This is a genomic window from Campylobacter concisus, assembly GCF_003048775.2.
Taxonomy (GTDB): Bacteria; Campylobacterota; Campylobacteria; order Campylobacterales; family Campylobacteraceae; genus Campylobacter_A; species Campylobacter_A concisus_I.
This window is the reverse complement of sequence record NZ_CP049272.1, coordinates 1,110,111-1,129,363: the sequence shown is the minus strand read 5'-3', so window position 1 is coordinate 1,129,363 and position 19,253 is coordinate 1,110,111. Positions and strand designations below refer to the sequence as shown.

16 protein-coding genes are annotated in these 19,253 nt (G+C 39.3%); 7 read left to right on the top strand and 9 right to left on the bottom strand.

The window, feature by feature from the left end:
* Window positions 1-268: 268 nt before the first annotated feature.
* On the top strand, window positions 269-1,210 hold the full coding sequence (locus CVT17_RS05655; protein ID WP_072594373.1) for a TAXI family TRAP transporter solute-binding subunit: 942 nt from the start codon (window positions 269-271) through the stop codon (window positions 1,208-1,210).
* 87 nt (window positions 1,211-1,297) lie between these two features.
* Window positions 1,298-3,364: a TRAP transporter permease gene (locus tag CVT17_RS05650; RefSeq protein ID WP_103619015.1), complete on the top strand. Its 2,067-nt coding sequence runs from the start codon at window positions 1,298-1,300 to the stop codon at window positions 3,362-3,364.
* Window positions 3,365-3,528: 164 nt separating this feature from the next.
* Here the strand turns inward: CVT17_RS05650 and CVT17_RS05645 are convergent, their stop codons facing one another.
* The 3 genes from CVT17_RS05645 to CVT17_RS05635 all read right to left on the bottom strand — a co-directional run bounded on the left by CVT17_RS05645 (window position 3,529) and on the right by CVT17_RS05635 (window position 6,042).
* The gene (locus CVT17_RS05645) at window positions 3,529-4,014 is read right to left on the bottom strand and encodes a tetratricopeptide repeat protein (RefSeq protein WP_021091236.1); all 486 of its coding nucleotides are present in this window, start codon (window positions 4,012-4,014) and stop codon (window positions 3,529-3,531) included.
* Between the two features lie 70 nt (window positions 4,015-4,084).
* Window positions 4,085-4,747, bottom strand: a complete 663-nt coding sequence (locus CVT17_RS05640) for a M48 family metallopeptidase (protein ID WP_196373557.1) — start codon at window positions 4,745-4,747, stop codon at window positions 4,085-4,087.
* Complete coding sequence (locus CVT17_RS05635; RefSeq protein WP_107859005.1) at window positions 4,723-6,042, bottom strand: MATE family efflux transporter; 1,320 nt, start codon at window positions 6,040-6,042, stop codon at window positions 4,723-4,725. Before CVT17_RS05635 ends, CVT17_RS05640 begins: the two co-directional genes overlap by 25 nt.
* A gap of 104 nt (window positions 6,043-6,146) precedes the next feature.
* On the opposite strand from CVT17_RS05635, the gene abc-f reads away from it, so the two are divergent.
* The 5 genes from abc-f (at window position 6,147) to CVT17_RS05610 (ending at window position 13,611) form a co-directional block, all read left to right on the top strand.
* Complete coding sequence (abc-f, locus tag CVT17_RS05630) at window positions 6,147-8,078, top strand: ribosomal protection-like ABC-F family protein (protein ID WP_107859006.1); 1,932 nt, start codon at window positions 6,147-6,149, stop codon at window positions 8,076-8,078.
* Between the two features lie 97 nt (window positions 8,079-8,175).
* Window positions 8,176-8,514: a hypothetical protein gene (locus tag CVT17_RS05625; protein WP_196373556.1), complete on the top strand. Its 339-nt coding sequence runs from the start codon at window positions 8,176-8,178 to the stop codon at window positions 8,512-8,514.
* 73 nt (window positions 8,515-8,587) lie between these two features.
* Window positions 8,588-10,099: a DKNYY domain-containing protein gene (locus CVT17_RS05620; RefSeq protein WP_107859007.1), complete on the top strand. Its 1,512-nt coding sequence runs from the start codon at window positions 8,588-8,590 to the stop codon at window positions 10,097-10,099.
* Window positions 10,099-11,544 carry a DKNYY domain-containing protein gene (locus CVT17_RS05615; protein WP_107770244.1) on the top strand — a complete coding sequence of 482 codons (1,446 nt, stop codon included), beginning with the start codon at window positions 10,099-10,101 and terminating at the stop codon, window positions 11,542-11,544. Before CVT17_RS05620 ends, CVT17_RS05615 begins: the two co-directional genes overlap by 1 nt.
* Window positions 11,545-11,670: 126 nt before the next feature.
* Window positions 11,671-13,611, top strand: coding sequence for a BCCT family transporter (locus CVT17_RS05610; protein ID WP_107859008.1), 1,941 nt, complete (start codon window positions 11,671-11,673; stop codon window positions 13,609-13,611).
* Between the two features lie 355 nt (window positions 13,612-13,966).
* On the opposite strand, the gene modD is transcribed toward CVT17_RS05610, so the two are convergent.
* Genes modD through CVT17_RS05580 form a run of 6 tightly spaced genes read right to left on the bottom strand, consistent with a single transcriptional unit; the run spans window position 13,967 to window position 19,246 of the window.
* A complete protein-coding gene (gene modD / locus CVT17_RS05605; RefSeq protein ID WP_107770246.1) occupies window positions 13,967-14,800 on the bottom strand; it encodes a ModD protein in 834 nt (277 codons plus the stop codon).
* Between the two features lies 1 nt (window position 14,801).
* Window positions 14,802-15,059 carry a helicase gene (locus tag CVT17_RS05600; RefSeq protein WP_103625175.1) on the bottom strand — a complete coding sequence of 86 codons (258 nt, stop codon included), beginning with the start codon at window positions 15,057-15,059 and terminating at the stop codon, window positions 14,802-14,804.
* A 12-nt stretch (window positions 15,060-15,071) separates the two neighbouring features.
* Window positions 15,072-16,535 (bottom strand): alanine/glycine:cation symporter family protein, encoded by a 1,464-nt coding sequence (locus CVT17_RS05595; RefSeq protein ID WP_230853275.1) that lies wholly within the window; start codon window positions 16,533-16,535, stop codon window positions 15,072-15,074.
* 14 nt (window positions 16,536-16,549) lie between these two features.
* Window positions 16,550-18,625: a heavy metal translocating P-type ATPase gene (locus CVT17_RS05590; protein ID WP_107696246.1), complete on the bottom strand. Its 2,076-nt coding sequence runs from the start codon at window positions 18,623-18,625 to the stop codon at window positions 16,550-16,552.
* Window positions 18,609-18,932, bottom strand: a complete 324-nt coding sequence (locus CVT17_RS05585; RefSeq protein WP_107770248.1) for an oxidoreductase — start codon at window positions 18,930-18,932, stop codon at window positions 18,609-18,611. The genes CVT17_RS05590 and CVT17_RS05585 overlap by 17 nt, the downstream gene beginning before the upstream one ends.
* On the bottom strand, window positions 18,932-19,246 hold the full coding sequence (locus CVT17_RS05580) for a hypothetical protein (protein ID WP_103589312.1): 315 nt from the start codon (window positions 19,244-19,246) through the stop codon (window positions 18,932-18,934). Before CVT17_RS05580 ends, CVT17_RS05585 begins: the two co-directional genes overlap by 1 nt.
* Between the last annotated feature and the right edge of the window lie 7 nt (window positions 19,247-19,253).

Below are 19,253 nucleotides of genomic sequence, written 5' to 3'. Positions count from 1 at the left end.
GATTAGTTGTAAATTTGCAACAGTTTTTCTAAAACTTAGAACTGCGGTGGATTATACAATAAAAAATAATATTTAAATAGCCGGTTTATCAAATTTATTTTGACTAATAAATAAATATAAATTTAGTCTTAAGAAAATATTTTTTTAAGTCTTGATTGTGTAGAATGGTTGCAACTTTACTAAAACGGCATGAAAATATCATATCAAATAAGGTAAAAAGCTAAATTTATAGAATAAAATAGCCTTAAATTTCTTGAAAGGATCTTAGATGAAAACTACTTCTTTGGCACTTGCTGGCTTGCTTTTAGCAACAACTCTTTCAGCAAAAGAATTTATCAGTATCGGTACTGGCGGCATGACAGGCACTTATTATCCGATAGGTGGAGCGATTTGCCGTTTAGCAAACAAAAATACTAATGTAAAATGCTCAGTCCAATCAACTGGCGGCTCAGTCTATAACGTGAATAACGTTTTGAAAAAAGAGCTTACATTTGGCTTTGTTCAAAGCGATGTTGTCTATGATAAATTTAACGGTACTGGCAAATTTGACGGAGCGAAAGATGAAAATTTACGCTCAGTAGTTGCGATCTATCCTGAGCTTCTTGCATTTGTTGTGGCAAAAGATAGCGGTCTAACAAGCGATCTTGCTTCATTTGCAGGCAAAAAATACAACGTCGGAAATCCAGGCAGTGGCAACGAAGTGAGTACACTTGAAGTCTTTAAAGCAAAGGGCTTTGACGTTTCAAAACTAGGCTACCGCGGCGTTTTAACAGTTGGTGAATGCCCACACGCACTAAAAGATAAAAAGATAGACGGATACAGCTTTGTTGTCGGCCACCCAACCGCAAACATCACTGATGCTGCGACATCTTTGCCGATCGATATCCTAAATATCGAAGGCAGCGAGATTGATAATCTTCTTAAAGAGAAGCCATACTTCGCAAAAGGTGTGATCCCAAAAGGCTCATATGATGGCGTCGATCACGATGTAAATACTATCGGTGTAAAAGCTGTTTTAGTAACTAATAAAGATACAAAGGACGAGGCTGTAAAAGCTGTGATAAAAGCTATTTTAGACAACTTTGATGAGTATAAAACTCTTCACCCAGCGCTAAAATCAGTAAACAAAGAAGATCTTGTTCAAGGTCTTTCAGCTCCGCTTCACCCAGCTGCAGAGGCTGCATTTAAAGAGGCTGGTATTTTAAAATAATCCATTTCCAGGGGCTTTTGCCTCTGGATAAAATTTAAATATGCAAATTTTTTCTAAATTTATATATTTAAATTTTAAAGGAGAGAGATGAACGAAGTCAAAGACAACGAAGAACAATTTGTCGAAGTAAAAACAAGGGAGATAAATAGCAATTTTTACAACTATTTCATTGCGATCGTATGCTTTTCTTGGTCAGTTTTTCAGCTTTACATAGCTTATTTTCCACTAAATACCAACATTTCGCGCTCGATACACTTAGCCTTTGCGGTTGGGCTTGTATTTTTACTCTACCCAGTCACTTTTCATAAAAAGGCACATTCTAGTTTGCCATTTTACGATCTGGTCTTTTGTGTGGTAGGCGTTGTAGCCGTGCTTTATCCAGCTGTTTATTTTTATGAGCTAGCTGATAGGACAGGGGACTACATCACACAAGATATCGTAATATCGTTTTTGGCGATCATTGTCTTGCTTGAGGCTGGTAGGCGCGTAATGGGGCCAGCACTTCCAATTATTTGTATATTATTTTTAATATATGATCACTTTGGCCCTTATATGCCAGACATCATCGCTCATCAGGGTGCCAGCTTTGAAAAGATCGCAGGCCATATGTTTTTGACAACTGAGGGTGTCTTTGGTGTGCCTATCGGAGTTAGCGTTAGTTTTATCTATCTTTTTGTTCTTTTTGGCTCATTGCTTGAGAGGGCAGGTGCTGGGCAATATTTCATAAATTTAGCTTTCTCTCTTCTTGGAAAATATAGAGGCGGTCCGGCTAAGGCCTCGGTCATCGCAAGTGGCCTAACAGGCATGGTCTCAGGCAGCTCCACAGCAAACGTCGTAACCGTTGGTACATTTACCATACCACTTATGAAAAAGGCTGGTCTTTCACGTACAAAAGCCGGTGCTATCGAGGTTGCTGCTGGCGTAAACGGACAGCTCATGCCACCTATCATGGGTGCGGCTGCTTTTATCATAGCTGAGTTTTTGGGTATGACATATACAAATGTTATGATGGCAGCGGTTATTCCTGCATTTGCGTGCTATTTGTCGCTATTTTTCATCGTGCATTTAGAGAGTGTGAAGCTTGGTTTAAAAGGTATAAACCAAAGCGAGTTTCACTCAAGATTTAAAATTTTTGTAAGCGGACTTCACTATATAACTCCGATTTTAATTTTGCTTTATACACTATTAATCGCAAAAGAGTCAGCTATCGCTGCGGCGTTTAATGCGATTGGATTTTTATTTTTAATAATGATCTTTCAAGAGCCAGTTAAAAAACTAGCAAGTGGCGAAAAAGTTGGAATAAATGATGTATTAATAGGCTTTGAAGATATATTTTGGGCGATGGTCGCAGCCGCAAAAAGTATGACAACGATCGCCATTGCAACCGCACTTGCAGGTATCATCGTGGGTTCTATCTCTCTAACTGGCCTTGGTCAAGTACTTTCAGATTTAGTTGAGTTACTTGCTGGTGATAATATAGTTATGATATTGCTTCTTACTGCGATGATGTCACTTATACTAGGAATGGGTCTTCCAACGACGGCAAATTACATCGTAGTTTCAAGCCTTGTGGCACCTGTTATTTTATTTTTGGCGCACAAAAATGGCTTTTTAATCCCAGCCATTGCTGTGCATCTTTTTGTCTTTTACTTTGGAATTTTAGCTGATGACACGCCACCAGTTGGCATCGCAGCTTATGCAGCAGCTGGTATCGCCAAAGCGAATCCTATAACCGTTGGCGTTCAAGGATTCTTTTACGATCTAAGAACGGCGATCTTGCCATTTGCCTTTTTCTTTAACAACAAACTTATGCTAATAGAAAGCGTAAATGAGGGCGACCCGCTTGATTCAAAAGGAATAATCTGGATGAGCAATCCACTTGAAATTTTACTTGTCTTTGGTATGGCGATCGTGGGAATGTTTGCTTTTTCAAGCTTACTTCAAGGCTACTATGTCACAAAGCTTAGAATTTGGGAGCGTATTCTTTTGATCCCTGTTGTGCCACTAGCTCTTGTACCAAATATATGTGTGAAATTTAATCTTATACCAAACGAATATACTGCTTATATCGTAGCTGCTGTACTTTATGGATTTGTTTTTATGACTCAATGGGGCATTAAAGACAAACCACTTGATCAAATAAAAATAATCTAATCTTAGGCAAGAGCACTCTTGCCTAAATTTCTAATATAAATTTTTAGACTACCTTTATACTTTGAGTAATTTCTATTTAAAATAAGTGTTTTTTAGGATTTTTTGTTTAAGGATATTGGTGTAATAAATTAAATAAGAAATTTTTAGGCTCGAAAGCCTAAAAATTATAGTTGTTTTGAGCGTCTTAGATCGCCTGCAAATTCGCAAGACATCTTATCGCCTAATTCGCAGCCTTTTACTAAAAATTCATAAGCTTTTTTAAATTCTTTAGCTTCTATCAAGATAGAACCTACCATCTCACAAGAATATCCATCATTCTTATCACAAGCTTTGTTAAAAAGTTCTCTTGCTTTTTGCGGCTCAGTGTTTAGATAAAGTCCACCAGCTGCCGAGCAACCTTCAACCTCACCAGCTTCGCAAGCTTTATTATAGTACTCTAAGGCCTTGCTTGGATTAGGTAGAGCTGTTTTTCCTAGTTGGTAAATCGCTCCAACTTTTACGCAAGATTTTACGTCATTTGCCAAACATCCTGCTTCAAATTTAGCCAAAGCTTCTTTAAAATTTGAACCAGCATACGCTTTTAAGCCATCTTCAAAATCGCCTGCGAAAGCACAAGCAGCTAAAAGCGATACAAGAATCATTTTTTTCATTTAAATTTCCTTTTGTAAAATTTCTCGCAATTTTATCATATTAAATTTACACTTACTTGATGAAAAATAATTACGCTTTTAAAATTTGCTCTTGCTTTCTATAATCAGGCATGATTTTTTCTATAAAATCGTAAAAACTTTTTTGATGATGCGGATAGAGTAGGTGTGTTAGCTCGTGAAGAACGACGTAGCGCACGGCTGAGAGCGGCTTTTCTATGAGTCTTAGGCTTAGGTTTATGTAGCTTTTTTTGTGGTTGCAACTACCCCAGCGAGTTTTGCTATTTCGTATGACGATGCGCTTGATTGGTTTATTTATAAAAGGCTGAAAATGGCTTACAAGCTCTAAAAATAGCTCTTTTGCTCTTACTTTTTTAAAACACTCAAGGCTTTTTAAATTTGGCGTAAAGACAAACTCGCCATCAAAAAATGGCTCTTTAAAATTTTCATCAAATTTTATCTTATAAACTTGCCCAAGAAATTTCATCTCATCATCTTTTGGTAAATTTGCAAGAGCTTTTTTGTAAGTATTTTCAAGCCAAAATCTGTGCATCTCAAGAAAGCTAAGAGCCATCTTTTGTGTGCTGTAAAATGGCATAGATAGTGTGATCTTAGCGTCCTTGCCAACTTTTAAACGCATGGATTTTACATTTGTTTTAAAATTTATTAAAACGCTTAGTCCATAAAAGTCTAAATTTATGCTCTTTTGCTTTAAACTAGGCGTTTTTCTTGCCATTTTTTGCTTCTCCAACGCCACGTATTTGCAAGGCCCCTTAGCCATTCATCAGCACAAAATCCTATCCAAACGCCGATAATTCCCCAGCCAAGATAGATGCCTAAAAAATATCCAAGTGGCAGCGAAAGCCCCCACATAAAGATAAGCCCAGTTGCTAGTGGAAATTTTGCATCACCACTTGCGCGAAGGGCATTTACGATGACTATGTTAAAGGTTCTGCCAGCTTCAAGAAATATCGAAAGTGTAAAAAGCGGTAGCATGATCGCACGTAAATTTTCGTTTAAATTCAGTGCGTCCATGATTTGATACTTTAGCGCATAAGCTATAAGCACGACTACAAGCGTTATAAAAACTCCAAGTCTTAGCGCCCTAAATGTCCTTGTGTAGGCCTCGTTAAACTCGCTTGCTCCAACTAAATGTCCTACAATGACCTCGTTTGCCACGCTAATGCTCGCTCCACAAAGCAAGATAAGAAGCGTGATCTGGAAGTAAATGGTCTGCACGCTAAGGCTAGCCTCGCCCATGCTTGCCACAAAGCCAAAAGCGACCATGTATTGCGCCATCCAGAGTAAATTTTCGCCTGCGCTTGGAAGGCCGATTGAGAGGATTTTCTTTAAAATTTCAAATGGCACGACAAGTAGCTTTTTAAAGTAAATTTTAACTTTTGCCTTTTGACTTAGCATATAAGCTAGCACAAAAATGCCTACTAATCTGCCAACAAGTGTCGAGATAGCGACTCCTTGCAGACCTAAATTTGGCAGATTAAACCAGCCAAAAAGGGAGATAGCGTTGCCTAAAATCGTAATTACGTTCATTAAAATCGAAGTTAGCATAACAGCAGTTGCTAGGTTATAAACACGAAGTACTGCAGCTAGCACCATGCCGATACCATCAAAAAGTAGGGCAAAGCCAAGGATATGAAGATATGAGAAGCTATCATTTATAAGCTCTTTTGGCACGTTTAGTAAATTTAAGATGTTGTAGCCAAAGACGTAGATAATGGTAGCCGAGAAGATACCAAAGAGCGTATTTGACGTGATACTTGCGTGTATAACGTTTGAGGCAAGATCGTTCTTTTTAGCTCCCAAGGCTTGTGCGACGACGACCGAGCAGCCGATACTTAGAAAGTTAAAAATAGTCATAAAAAGATCCATCACCTGATTACCTGCACCCATGGCACCCACAAGATGTACGCTCACTTTTGTAACCATGTAGGTGTTGATGATAAGCGTAATGAAGTGTAAAAACATATCCAAAAATATCGGAACTACGAGTTTTCTCATAGATAAGTTCATTAAATTTTCCTTAATTATTTTAAAAATTTTGGCGATTATAGCCAAAATTAGGTTTTAGCTCCCTTTTTGATATAATCGCGAGAAATTTAAAAAATGAGAGAAAAATGGCATTAATCGACCTGATAGACGTAAGTAAAAAATTTGGCGCAAATGAGATTTTAAACGCTGTAAATTTTAGTGTAAATGAAAATGAAAAAATAGCGATCATCGGTAAAAACGGCAGCGGTAAAAGCACGCTTATGAAGATCATCTCTGGCGAAGTGGCAGTAGATAGTGGCAGACGCATAGTGCAAAACTTAATAAGCGTCGAGATGCTAGCTCAAACTCCAAATTTTAACGCGACTTTTACCGTAAGGCAGGCACTAAATAATGAGCTAAAAGAGATATTTGATGCGATAAGCGAGTATGAAAAAAGTGGCGTCTTGCTAGCAAATGACCCAGAGAACAAAGAAATTTTAAAAGAGCAAGAGAGACTATTAAAGTTTATAGAGGCAAAGGATGGCTGGAATATCGAGCATAAGATCGAGCGAATTTTGCAAGAATTTAAGCTAAAAGAGTATGAAAATAGACCCATTTGCTCGCTAAGTGGCGGCGAGATCAGACGCGTGGCACTGGGTGCGCTCATCCTTAAAAAGCCAGATGTGCTGCTGCTTGATGAGCCGACAAACCACCTTGATGTTTACATGGTCAAATTTCTTGAAGATATGCTAAAGAGCTCAAATCAAAGTATAGTTTTCATAAGCCACGATAGGTATTTTATCGATGCGCTGGCAACCAGGTGCGTTGAGGTCGAGGATGCAAGCTTAAAAAATTTCGAGGGTGGATATGCAAACTATCTAACCAAAAAAGAGGAAATTTTAGCAAGCCTTGCAAAGTCGCATGAGACTCTGCTAAAACAGCTAAAGGCTGAAGAGGAGTGGCTAAGAAGAGGCGTGAAAGCTAGGCTAAAGCGAAACGAGGGTAGAAAAGAGCGGGTGCTTGCTATGCGAGAAGAAGCCAAGAAAAACCCAGGCGTGATAAGGCGTGTGAGACTTGAGCTGGAGCGTGCGAGTAAAAATTTCAACCAAACGCAGAGCCAAAACCGCAAAAAAATGCTCTTCGAGTTTAAAAATTTAAGCAAAAGCATAGACGGCAAAGTGCTTTTTGAGAAATTTGACGCAAGGGTCTTGCAGGGCGAGAGGATCGCCATTGTGGGGCGTAACGGCAGTGGCAAGAGCACTTTGCTTAAAATTTTACTAGGACTTGAAAAGCCAAGTAGTGGAGAGATAAAAAGAGGCGAGGTGAGCATCGGCTACTTTGATCAAGCTAGAAATGTCCTTGATGATGATAAAAGCCTAATAGAGACGTTTTGCCCAAATGGCGGCGATCACGTGCTAGTTCGTGGACGAAATATGCATGTTTATGGCTATCTTAAAAATTTTCTCTTCCCAAAGGAATTTCTGGATAAAAAGATAGGCGTTTTAAGTGGCGGCGAGAAAAACCGCGTGGCACTTGCGCTTCTTTTTACAAAAACCTACGATGTGCTGGTGCTTGACGAGCCGACAAACGATCTTGACATCGCAACTATTAATATCTTAGAAGACTACTTGCAAAGCTTTGAGGGAGCGATCTTACTAGTAAGTCACGATAGGTATTTTGTCGATAAGATGGCAAATAAACTTTGGGCGTTTGAGGGCACAAAGATAAATGTCTTGCATGAAGAATATAGCGTCTATTTGGAGCTTGAAGATGAGCTAAAAGAGCTTGATAAATTTGAAAAAGAGCTTGCAAATAACCAAAATGAAGCCAAGCAAAAGAGCAAAACCGGCGTAAAACTAAGCTACAAACAAACGCAAATTTTAAATACATATCCAGATAAAATTTCGGCCCTTGAAGCAAGAGTGACCGAGCTAAACGAGGAGCTTAGCGATCCAAAAATTTATCAAGAAGTGGGACTAACTAAGCTTTATGAAGAGCTTGAAAAGGCAAAAGCTGAGCTAGAAAGCCTAGAAAATGAGTATTTTGAAGTGCTTGAGATCGCCGAGGAGCTAGAGTAGCTTGAAAAAGATCGGTAGGATAAGCGCGCTAAATACGAGAGTTGTTAGAAAAATTCTGTTGTAAGCCTTAGTATTATCGTTGATAAGATGAGGTTTAGTGAGACATTTTCGCCTAAAATATATAAATTATGAAGTAGGTGATCTAGTCCGGATAAAATATAAGAGGGTTGGATTTTTAAATAAGATAGAGACAATTAGGCTAATCGCAAAAAGCAGCGAAGAGTCAGGGTTTTTTGCAAGGATAGAAAATTTATTCTTTTTGCTTGTTGCCTTGTATCTTTGTTTTATTTCTTTGGGGGTTATCTATTATGGGATCACGTTGGAATTTAGCATTTATAGGCTTTTTGTTATGTTAGCAGCCACTTGTTTTCTATTTTGGATGGGCAAATCTGCATATATTAGGCTTATGATATTTAGATATTTTATATTTGGATAGAACTTTGAAATTTAAATGTATGAAAGGTTTGTGGCTTGATAAGGTCGCTAAATTTGTTTGAAATGGGGCTAAAATGCTAAAAAAACATCCGCTAATCTCTGTAATAATCGCCATTGTTGTGATATTTTTTGCTACCTACTTTTTTATCTTTGGTTTGACTACTATTTTAGATGACGACATTGGCGATAGTAAAGAGCTAAATAATAGCTTTTTTTACGTCAAAGATGGCAAAGTCTATGCCATGGTGCCAAGTGGCGGTAAATTTGAGCTAATAGGCGTGAGGGCCAGTAAATTTAGATACATTGACACCGGCAAATACGACAACAGAAACGTTGGCGCTAGCGATGAGGCTGTATATTGCGGTAACCTCGTGATGAGTGGGCTTGATCCAAATGGCGTTAGAGCGCTTGGCAATGGCTATTTTGGTGACGGCAAGATTACATATTTTTGCGATAGCGTAAGCGAGACAAACCTCGAAATTTCCGCACTTAAAGAGTTTTGGGACATCTTCTCGCACAAAATGTTTAACACACCAAAAGCGCAAACTCATATCTATAAATTTAGGCAGGTTGATAACGCAAATTTAGCAGCGATCTTGGGCTTTGGCTACGCGAGTGACGGAGTAAAGGTCTATCATGAGGGTAAAGAGCTAGATGGCGCAAATGCCAGCAAGATGCGTTATATCGAGCAGGTATCTGGCAGAAAGAGCGTGCATTTTACGACTGATGGGGAAAATGTCTATTATGACAGCACAAAACTAGGGATCAAATTTAGCCCGCAAATGCGTGATATCGGCGAGATATGGCGCATTCACTATCTTTATGAGCCAAGTAGCGGCATGGTCTATGCAAATGACCATGAATTTGACCCAAAATTTGCCCCATACGAGCCACTGTTTAACCTAGAAGATAAGCACGCCTATCACGCTCTTTTTCGCGGTAAAGGTGGGATCTATCACTGGGAGCGAAAGTGGCAGTGGTATAACAGCATAGATGAGGGCGAGTTTGTAAGGGACGGAGATGATCCATTTAAAGGCGAGATAACGCCGCTATATGGCGACGTGGTAATAAGTGATGGCAAGACATATTTTTTAAAAACCTATGAAATTTGGCATAACACAAAAAATAACCACAGCCTAAGCTCACGCCACACTTGCATCGTAATGCTTGATACAAAAGAGCAGTGGCGAAAGATCGGCTTTGTAAGAAACGATAGCTACGGAGCGGTCTATGCAAACGACGATAAGACCTATTATTTTGATAACGTCGGCTACGGCTGGCATTTTAACAGCAGCGTTTATGATATAAACGACCTTGGTGTGGTTGAAATTCTCACTCGTCCTTATGGCTCAAATGTTAAGAATTTAAAACTAGATGAGATAGTAAAAATGGTAGATCAAGGCGCTATGGTGCCAGCTGAGGGCGAGGTGGTGATCGATGCGATAAGCGACTTTGATGAGTATTCGCAAAAATATGCCTACTGGATATTTTTAGCTATTGCGTTTATAGTCTCGGTGGTTGGCGCTATTTTTAAAAACAAAAAGCAAAAAAACGAGCTTAAAAAAAGGGTGGATGATTATAGATAATGAGAAAAATTACTATTAGGTTTGTTTATTTTTTAGTCATCTTGACGCTATTTTTTGTTTTGGCGATGCTTTATCTATGGCATGAGGGCGAGTATCAAAGAAGCTTTGCAAACATTGATAATAGCGAGTTTTACCGCTCGCCTGAGGGTAAAATTTACGTTCAAATTTCAGGTAGTGGCAAGTATGAGCTAAAAGGCGCTCATAAGGCTAGTTTTAGGGTCTTAAAGCTAAAACACGCATACGACTACTCAAATGTGGCGGCTGATAAAAATCATGTCTATTGCACTAGAGAAATTTTGCCAGGTCTTGATCCAAAAAGCACAAAAGTGCTTGGTAATGGCTATATAAGTGATGGCAAGATAAGCTATTATTGCGCTACTAGAAGCGAGAAAGAGCCAGGATTTAGCGAATTTAGTGCCATTATGAAAAACCTTGCTCACATCTTTATAAAAAGCTACGATGATAGCCCTTATTTTTACAGGACAAAAAGGGTTGAAAGCACAAATTTAGAGCCCATATTTGACGCTGGCTTTGCAAGAGATGGAGCTACGCTTTACTACAAGGGCGAAAAGCTTGACGCAGATTCTAGCGAGCTAAGATACATCACGACAGAAAGTGGCGCTGCTAGCGGATATTACACAGATGGCAAAAGCTTGTTTATGGGCTTTTATAGGCTTGATGCAAGCTACTCAGATGAGACGCGCCGGATTTGCTACGATGCTAAGCACGATATAGAATATCTTTTTGAGCCAAAAAGTGGTGCGGTGTTTGCAAATGAGTTCAAATTTAGCGCTCAAAATATGCCTTATAGCGCCATTTATAGCGTGGATAACGTGCACTCTTTTTGGCCTCTTTTTGCAAGCAAAGATGGAATTTACTTTTGGGATGGCAGTAAAAACGAGCAAGCTAAAATTTCAGACTACCAGCTAAAAGGCGAGCTAAAAAGGCTCTATGCTGACGTTTTTGTAGATGAGAGTTCAGCGTATTTTTTACAGCAAGGCGAAGAGTGGCAACGCTCAAAGCACGGCAGGCACTTAGTGGCACAAACCGTCTCTTTATATAAATTTGCCCCAAGCTCATCTTGGCGCAAGATAGGGCTGGTAAAAGATGGCGAGTATGGCGCAGTCTATGCAAACGGCGATAAGGTCTATTTTTTTAGCAGTATAAAGCCATTTTATGGTATTAGACATAGCGTTTATGAGGTGGCTGATCTTAGCGTAATTGAAATTTTAACAAGAGCGTCTAAAGAGCTTAGCGCAAAAGATATCAGTCAGATGATAAAGCGCGGCGAGCTAGTGGAGGCAAGCGGCGAAGAGGTCGCAAGGTCGAGGATAGAGTATGACTCGCCAAAGATCATTTTGTATATCACATTTGGTATTGCTTTTGTCGTCATAGTGCTAATAACTCTTGCAAAACCAAAGAGAGATAAAAGCGACTTGAGATAAATTTCAAAGTGGCTATTTTTGGTGGCTAAAGCTTAAAATTTCATAAAAATTTAAAGAGAAAATTTGACCCATTTACTCTTTTTTGTTATTTTGAAATGAAGCTGAAATTTACAAAAAAGGAGAAAAATGTTTAAATTTCAAAGGTCAAAATTTAACAATTCAGTATTTATCCCATCGCTTGTTATCATAGTTTTAATAACGGCATTTGCAGCGATATTCCCAAATTTCTCAAATGAGTTTTTTAAAGGTATGCAAAACTACATCGCGGCCAAATTTGGCTGGTTTTACATCCTTGCTGTTGCCGTCATACTTCTTAGCGTCATCATCCTTGGCTTTAGTAAGCTTGGCGAGATCAAGCTTGGAGCTGACCATGTAAAGCCAGAGCACAAAAATATCTCGTGGTTTTCTATGCTGTTTGCTGCTGGCATGGGCATCGGGCTAGTATTTTTTGGTGTGGCTGAGCCGCTCATGCACTATCTAAACCCACCAGTTGGCGACGCGCAAACTATCGCAGCGCAAAAGCTTGCGATGAATATCACCTTTTTTCACTGGGGCATGGGCGCATGGTCGGTTTATGCTATCGTGGCGTTAATACTTGCTTTTTTCTCGTATAGGCACGGCTTGCCACTCACGCTTAGATCGGCGTTTTATCCAATAATTGGCGATAAAATTTATGGCAAGATAGGCAATGCTATTGACACATTTGCCGTTGTGGCGACACTTTTTGGTGTGGCGACCTCGCTTGGATATGGTGTACTTCAGGTAAATGCGGGTCTTACACACGTTTTTGGGCTGCCGACCATGCACATCACGCTTTTAATAGTGCTTTGCTTGGCTGCAACCATATCAGCGGCAAGTGGCGTGGATAAGGGCATCAAAATCTTATCAAACGCAAACATCGCGCTAGCTATATGTTTTATGTTTTTGATACTATTTTTGGGCGATACGACACAACTTTTAAAGTCGTTTGTGCAAAACAGCGGCGACTACGTCTCTACGCTCATTTCAAACACATTTAACCTTTACGCCTACGAGAAGCAAAATGATAGCTGGCTTGGCGGCTGGACGCTGCTATACTGGTCTTGGTGGCTCTCTTGGTCGCCGTTTGTGGGGCTGTTTATCGCCAAAATTTCAAAGGGCAGGACGATAAGAGAATTCGTCATAGGCGTGCTTTTAGTACCGACTGGCTTTACTTTTGCTTGGATGAGCTTCTTTGGCAACTCAGCGATCTCACTCGTGCAAAATGGCTTTAGCCAGCTAGCAACGACTGTAAATTCTGACTCAGCCTCAGCGCTATTTATGTTTTTAGAAAAATTTAGCTTCTCAGGCGTGCTAAGCGTGATCGCAGTCTTTATGATCGTCATATTTTTCGTCACTTCAGCTGACTCTGCAGCGATCGTTATGAACATGCTTTGCTCAAACGGTAAGGACGATACACCAGTTTGGCAAAAGGTCTTTTGGGGCGTTGCAGTGGGCATCGTGGCGGCATTTTTGATGCTAGCTGGCGGACTTGCCTCACTTCAAGCGCTTACTATCACCACAGCACTGCCATTTGCGATCGTGCTACTTGGCGCTATTTACGGGCTATTTAAGGCGCTGCGTGTCGATGTTACCAAAAAAGAGACAAATAACTTTAGTAATATGCCTCTTAGTGATCTTTCAAAGCCGTGGCAAGAGCGCCTAAGTGCGATTATCACGCTTCCAGGCAAGAAAGATGGCAAGAAATTTTTAAACGAAGTCGTGCTAAAAGCGTTTAATGAGCTAAAAGAGGAATTTGCCAAAAACGGCCTTGAAGCAAAGGTCACAAATGGCGAAAATTTTGTAAATTTAAACGTTGGGCTTGGCGATGAGATGGATTTTAGATATGGCGTCTATCTCACCAAAAGTCAGAGCCCAGACTACACCAGAGAGCTTGACGGCGATGATCTTTACTATAGAGCTGAGGTCTATCTAAAAGAGGGCGGTCAGGACTATGACGTGCTTGGCTGGAGCGAGGCCACGCTGATAAACGACGTCATCGAGCAATACCGCAAACACATGCAGTTTTTACACGTCGTTAGAGAGTAAATTTGAGTGAAATTTGCCTGGAATTTGAAAATTTCTAGGCAAATTCTAAATTTTACTCACTCGTTATCGTTTGTTACTGAATTTAAAAGCGTGATATACTTGTTTGTAAATTTTAAAATTTAATTGAATTTATGCACGTGGTGTAAAGCAAGATATGAGTGTCCTTGTTTTTTAGAGAAAACAAATTAGAAAATTTAACTTTATTAGTTTGTATTTTTGCTTGTAGCTATGAGATAAATTTGAAATAAAAAATGTTAATTTTTTGTTGCGTATCGTTCAAATTCCAGAGCCAAAATGCATTTTCTGTAAATTTTTAACTTTGATAGATGTTTTGCTGTATCGTCGTTGTAAAAATTTACAAAATCTCAAGTCTGGTGCTGATATCAGCAACGCCTTTTGAATACATCGCTGATGTTACTATCGCATCGGCATTTGCGTAATCTTTTGCATTTGATAAATTTATACCACCGGCTGCTAGGATAATGGTATTTGGCGAAATCTCATCTCTTAAAGAGAGTACATTTTCGATGAGCTCTGGACTAAATTTATCGCACTGCACGACGTCGCAATTTGCTTTTAAAAGCTTGCTTACTTCGTCTAAATTTTCAGCTTCAATGCATACTTTTCGCTCAGCCATTTTTGCTTTAAACTCTGGCAAATGCGATAAAAATTTATCAAAGCTACCGTAGGCTTTCATGTGGTTTTTAAAAAATAAAATACTATCGCTAAGCCCAAGCCTATGGATGCCACCACCGCCTTCAAGTACGGCTTTTACGCAAAATTTCTTAGCAAATGGAAAGCTCTTTCTGGTTGCTAAAATTTCACATTTTTCATTGACGCACTTTGTGGCATTTACCATTTTGTTTGTATAAGTTGCGATGGCGCTGGCATATTCTAGTACGACTTGAGCTAACTTCCAAGCTTTATGCACATTTTCATAGTTTCCATAAATTTTTATGATCACATCGCCAGCTTTGCAGATTTGAGAATTTTGCACAAAAATTTTACTCTCGCACCCAAGTAGCCTTGCAACACTTGCGGCTACATCAACGCAGCTAGCACAAATTTCATCACGTGAATAAATTTCAAGTAAGGCTTTTTTATCGATATTTTGAAGCGACGTAGTAAGATCAAAGTAAGGTATATCTTCGTTTATATAGCTTAGAATTTCTGCGTCGCTAAGTATCATTTTATGCCTTTTTTGCCTCATTTTTTGCTTTTATTATCATTTTTTTAAAGATTCCATTGTCATAAAGCCCAGCATGATAAAGAGCAAAGCAAGTAAATGCAATGCCTGAAACTGTGTGTAATTTTTTCATACCTCTGCCATTCATGCAAAGTGCCGTTAAGCAAACTGTCGCTAAAGTAACGCCCATACCGACCTTTGCTACCTTTCTGTGAGTATTTATGTCAAGTAGTTTGCCACTTATTTTTGTATCGTTTTTCAAATTCTTCTCCATTTAGTTTTTATTCCAGCAACTTGTATTTTTGATGCCAAGACTTTCTGGGTCAAATTCTGGATTTATCCCAGCTTTTCTTTGAGCTTCGTAGTCTTTGACTGCTATTATCACTACTTTTGAAAGTAAGAATATAGCGATAATATTAATAGTTGCCATTGCAGCCATTGTGATATCAGCGATATTCCAAGCGAGCTTTAAATTCATTTGAGCACCAATAAATATCATAACGACAGCCGTTATCTTAAATAGCAACGTAAGCTTGTGGTTTTTGGTTAAAAATTTCATATTTGCCTGAGCGTAGTAGTAGTTGCCAATAAGCGAAGTGATGGCAAAAAGTACGACTGCAAGAGTGGTAAAATGAACTCCAAATTCACCAAAATACTCTTTCATTGCAGCTTGAACGAGAGGAAGTGCTGTTAGCACCTCGCCACTTGAGCCAGTTTGCTTCGTAAGATATGCCTGTGAAAATAGCACGATCATACCAGAAGCGATACATATAGCCATGTCTATAAAGACTGCCATTGCTTGAACTAGGCCTTGTTTTACTGGGTGGCTAGTATGTGCTGCGGCTGCTGCGTTTGGAGCTGAGCCCATGCCAGCTTCGTTTGAGAAAAGGCCTCTTTTGATACCTATTACGATCACGCTACCGGCAAATCCGCCAAATATGGCTTTAAAATCAAAAGCATTTTCCAAGATCATCTTGATAACATCAGGAATTTCTTTGAAATTTAAAACGATAGCAATAAGTGCTAATGAGATATAGGCAAGTGCCATAAAAGGCACGATGTATGAGCTTACTTTGCCGATGATGTGACTTTTACTAAAAAACATTACCGCTGCAAATGCCGTAAGTATAAGGCCGATGCCAACAGGTAGACCGCTTTGTGCAAAGCTCACATTGCTACCAGCTTTGTCGTAGTAAATTTCAAAGGCTGATGTCATGGTGTAGCTTTGAAGGCCGTTAAAGCCGTATGCGTAGGTGATGATGAGGATTACTGCAAAAAGCGAAGCCAGCCATTTTATGCCAAGGCCATTTTTGATGTAATAAGCTGGACCGCCTTTAAACCCAAAAACATCTTTTGTCTTATAAATTTGTGCAAGTGTGCTCTCTATAAAAGCCGAAGCTGATCCTAAAAAAGCCATCAAACACATCCAAAAAAGAGCACCAGGACCGCCTGCGGCGATAGCAGCTGAAATTCCAGCGATATTGCCTATTCCAACGCGCGAAGCAGTCGAGATCATAAGTGCTTGAAATGGCGTTAAATGGTGCTTATTGTACTTGTCTTTTTTTTCTACTAAGACTCTGCAAGCCTCAAAAAACATCCTAAACTGCACAAAACGAGTCAAATAACTAAAATAAATTCCCGTAGCCACAAGAATAATGACTAAAAAATATCCATATAAAAAGTCGTTGGCTACGTCCATTTTACCGTTTAAAAAATTTAAGAAACTATCAAGCACCATCTACCCTTTCAAATTTATTTTGATTTGAATTTTACGCCCTTCATTGAATTTAATAAAAGCCAAATCGTTGTACCATTATGAAGCATGGCAGTTGCTATTGGATTTAACATGCCAAGTGTCGCTGCACTTAGTATAGCTGTGTTTACGCCGACGGTTGAGCGGAAATTTGAGCTAATTAAGTCCATTGTTTTATTTGCTAGCTCTTTTACGAGAGCTACGCTCATGATGTCGTCTTTTAAAAGACTTATGTCAGCCGTCGCTTTAGCTATATCAGCACCCTTGTGCATACTTATACCCACATTTGCCTTAGTTAGGCTTGGAGCATCATTTATACCATCTCCCACAAAGGCTACTTTTTTGCCCTCACTCTTTAGCTCTTCGATGATAGCTGCTTTATCTGTTGGTAAGCACTCTGCATAGACCCTATCAAGCCCTAGCTCGCGTGCCACCTCTTCAGCCTTGCTTTTGATGTCGCCGCTTAGCATGACGACCTCTTTTACGCCAAGGCTTCTTAGCTTTTTAACCATATCTTTTGCGTTTTCTCTCATATCATCTTTCATAGCGATGACGCCGACTAGCTCTTTATCATATCCTACGTAGAGTAAGGTTAAGCCGCTATTTAATGCTTTGCTTATTAAAGCTTCATGAGCTTTAAAACTTATCATCTCGTCATCTTCCAAGAAGTGTCTACTGCCTATAACCACCTCTTTGCCGTGCATCGCAGTTTTTACGCCATGAGCTACGATAAATTCAACTTCATCGTGATGAATATGGTGGAAGCCACGCTTATTTGCAGCTTCCACTATTGCTTCGGCTACTGGATGAAAGTAGTGCTCCTCGGCACTTGCAGTTAAATTTAATATATCATTTTGAGAAAAGCCCTCTTTAAATGAATAAATTTCAACTACGCTTAGGCGTCCATGCGTCAGAGTGCCGGTCTTGTCAAATACAAAAGTGTCAACTGAGCTTAAAGCTTCGATCGCTTTTGCACCTTTTACAAGAATGCCATTTCTGCCTGCTTTTGAGATACTTGATTTAAAAGCAACTGGTGTAGCAAGCTTTAATGCGCAAGAGTAGTCCGCTTGAAGTACGCTAGCAACACTATTCATATTTTTATTTATAATGTATGAAAGTCCAGCAAGCGAGAGCGTAACAGGCACAAGTTTATCGGCTAGTTTTAACGCTTTTACGCCAATGGCTGATTTTTCATTGAGTGAAGTTTGTATGTACTCTTTGATCCTAGCTGTTGCTGTATCACTACCTACATTTTCAGCCCAAATTTTTATCCTACCTTCATCAACCACGGTGCCACTTATAACACGGTCACCTCTAGCTTTTGGTATAGGTTCAGCCTCTCCGGTCATTGAGACTTGATTTACATCGGCGTTACCTTCAACGATATAACCATCAACGCCTATCGTCTCACCAGCTCCAACTACTACGATGTCGCCCTTTTTTAAATTTTCGGTTTTTACTTTTTCAAGCGTCTTTTCACCATTTAAATTTCTCTCGACCCAGACTTCTTCGATATTTGGTTTTGCTAGCTCTTTGATGAGATCATCGCTTTTGTGACTAGCACTTTCTTCCATATATTCGCCGATATTTATCATCAAATTTGTGCTATTTGCTGCTAAATGATCGCCCATTGCTAGGCTAGTACCAATGGCAGTTGCCTCAAGCACTTTTGAAGTGACGCCCTCATGTCTTAGCTCTTTTGCACCTTCTATTAAATTTGGCGCTGTGGCATAAAGAGTCACGGCTGATTTTAGAGTTTTATTGCTCATAAATGGTGTTATACCAAGTGCAGCAGCAGCCTTATAGATATTTGCCTTGCTTGGCAAATTTGGATCTTTAGCCTTTGTTGGAAATTCATAGCTCTTTATAAAGTTTAAAATTTTATCGTAGTTTTTATTGTATTCAACGATAATACTTTTTGCGTATTTATTTACACGAACACTTAGTGCATCAGTTCGCTCTGAGATCGCAGCCTCGATAGCGCTGACGTCGCTTCTAGCGTTTAGGCTCTCGCAAATAAACCTCGCTCTATTTTTACTCTTGTGAGCTAGAGTGATCTTATTTTTGTGAGTCAAGTTCTGCTTTGACATCTTCAAAACGCTCTTTTAGTTCTTCTATGCCAGCATTTATAAGCTCGCCACCTTTGATAATCGCTTTAAATACGCACTCTTGTGCTTTTGGATTAGTCAGTACATAAGCTGCGATACCACCTAAAACTAGACCTTTTACAAAGCCAGCAGCATTAAAATTTTCAGGCACAAATGGTAAATTTTGAGCTGCATTGTTTATTGCATTATCGATTGCGCTTGGCTGAGCAGCTGCTGCATTGTTAGCTGCAGTTTCACTTGCTATGTTTTCTTCATTAATGTAAGGGTTATTCATTATTTACTCTCCAATTTTATTAGTTTTTCTGCTATCAAAAGACCGCCGATACCAGCTGCTGTAAAAGCTGCCGCATTTAGATATTTTTTTTGTGCTATTAAATTTGAAGCATGAATGCCAACAGCACCTACAAAACCACCTGTTACAGCGTATTTTGCTATCTTTTTAGCGATATCTTTTTTAGTCGCTCTATTATTTAGATAGTCGCTAAAGCCAAGTGCAGCTGCACCCATACCAGCGATTAAAGCACCGCTGATGAAGTGATCAAATGGAAGTCTTGTGCTTGAAAGTGTAAAAAGACTATTTTCTTGCATTCTCTAT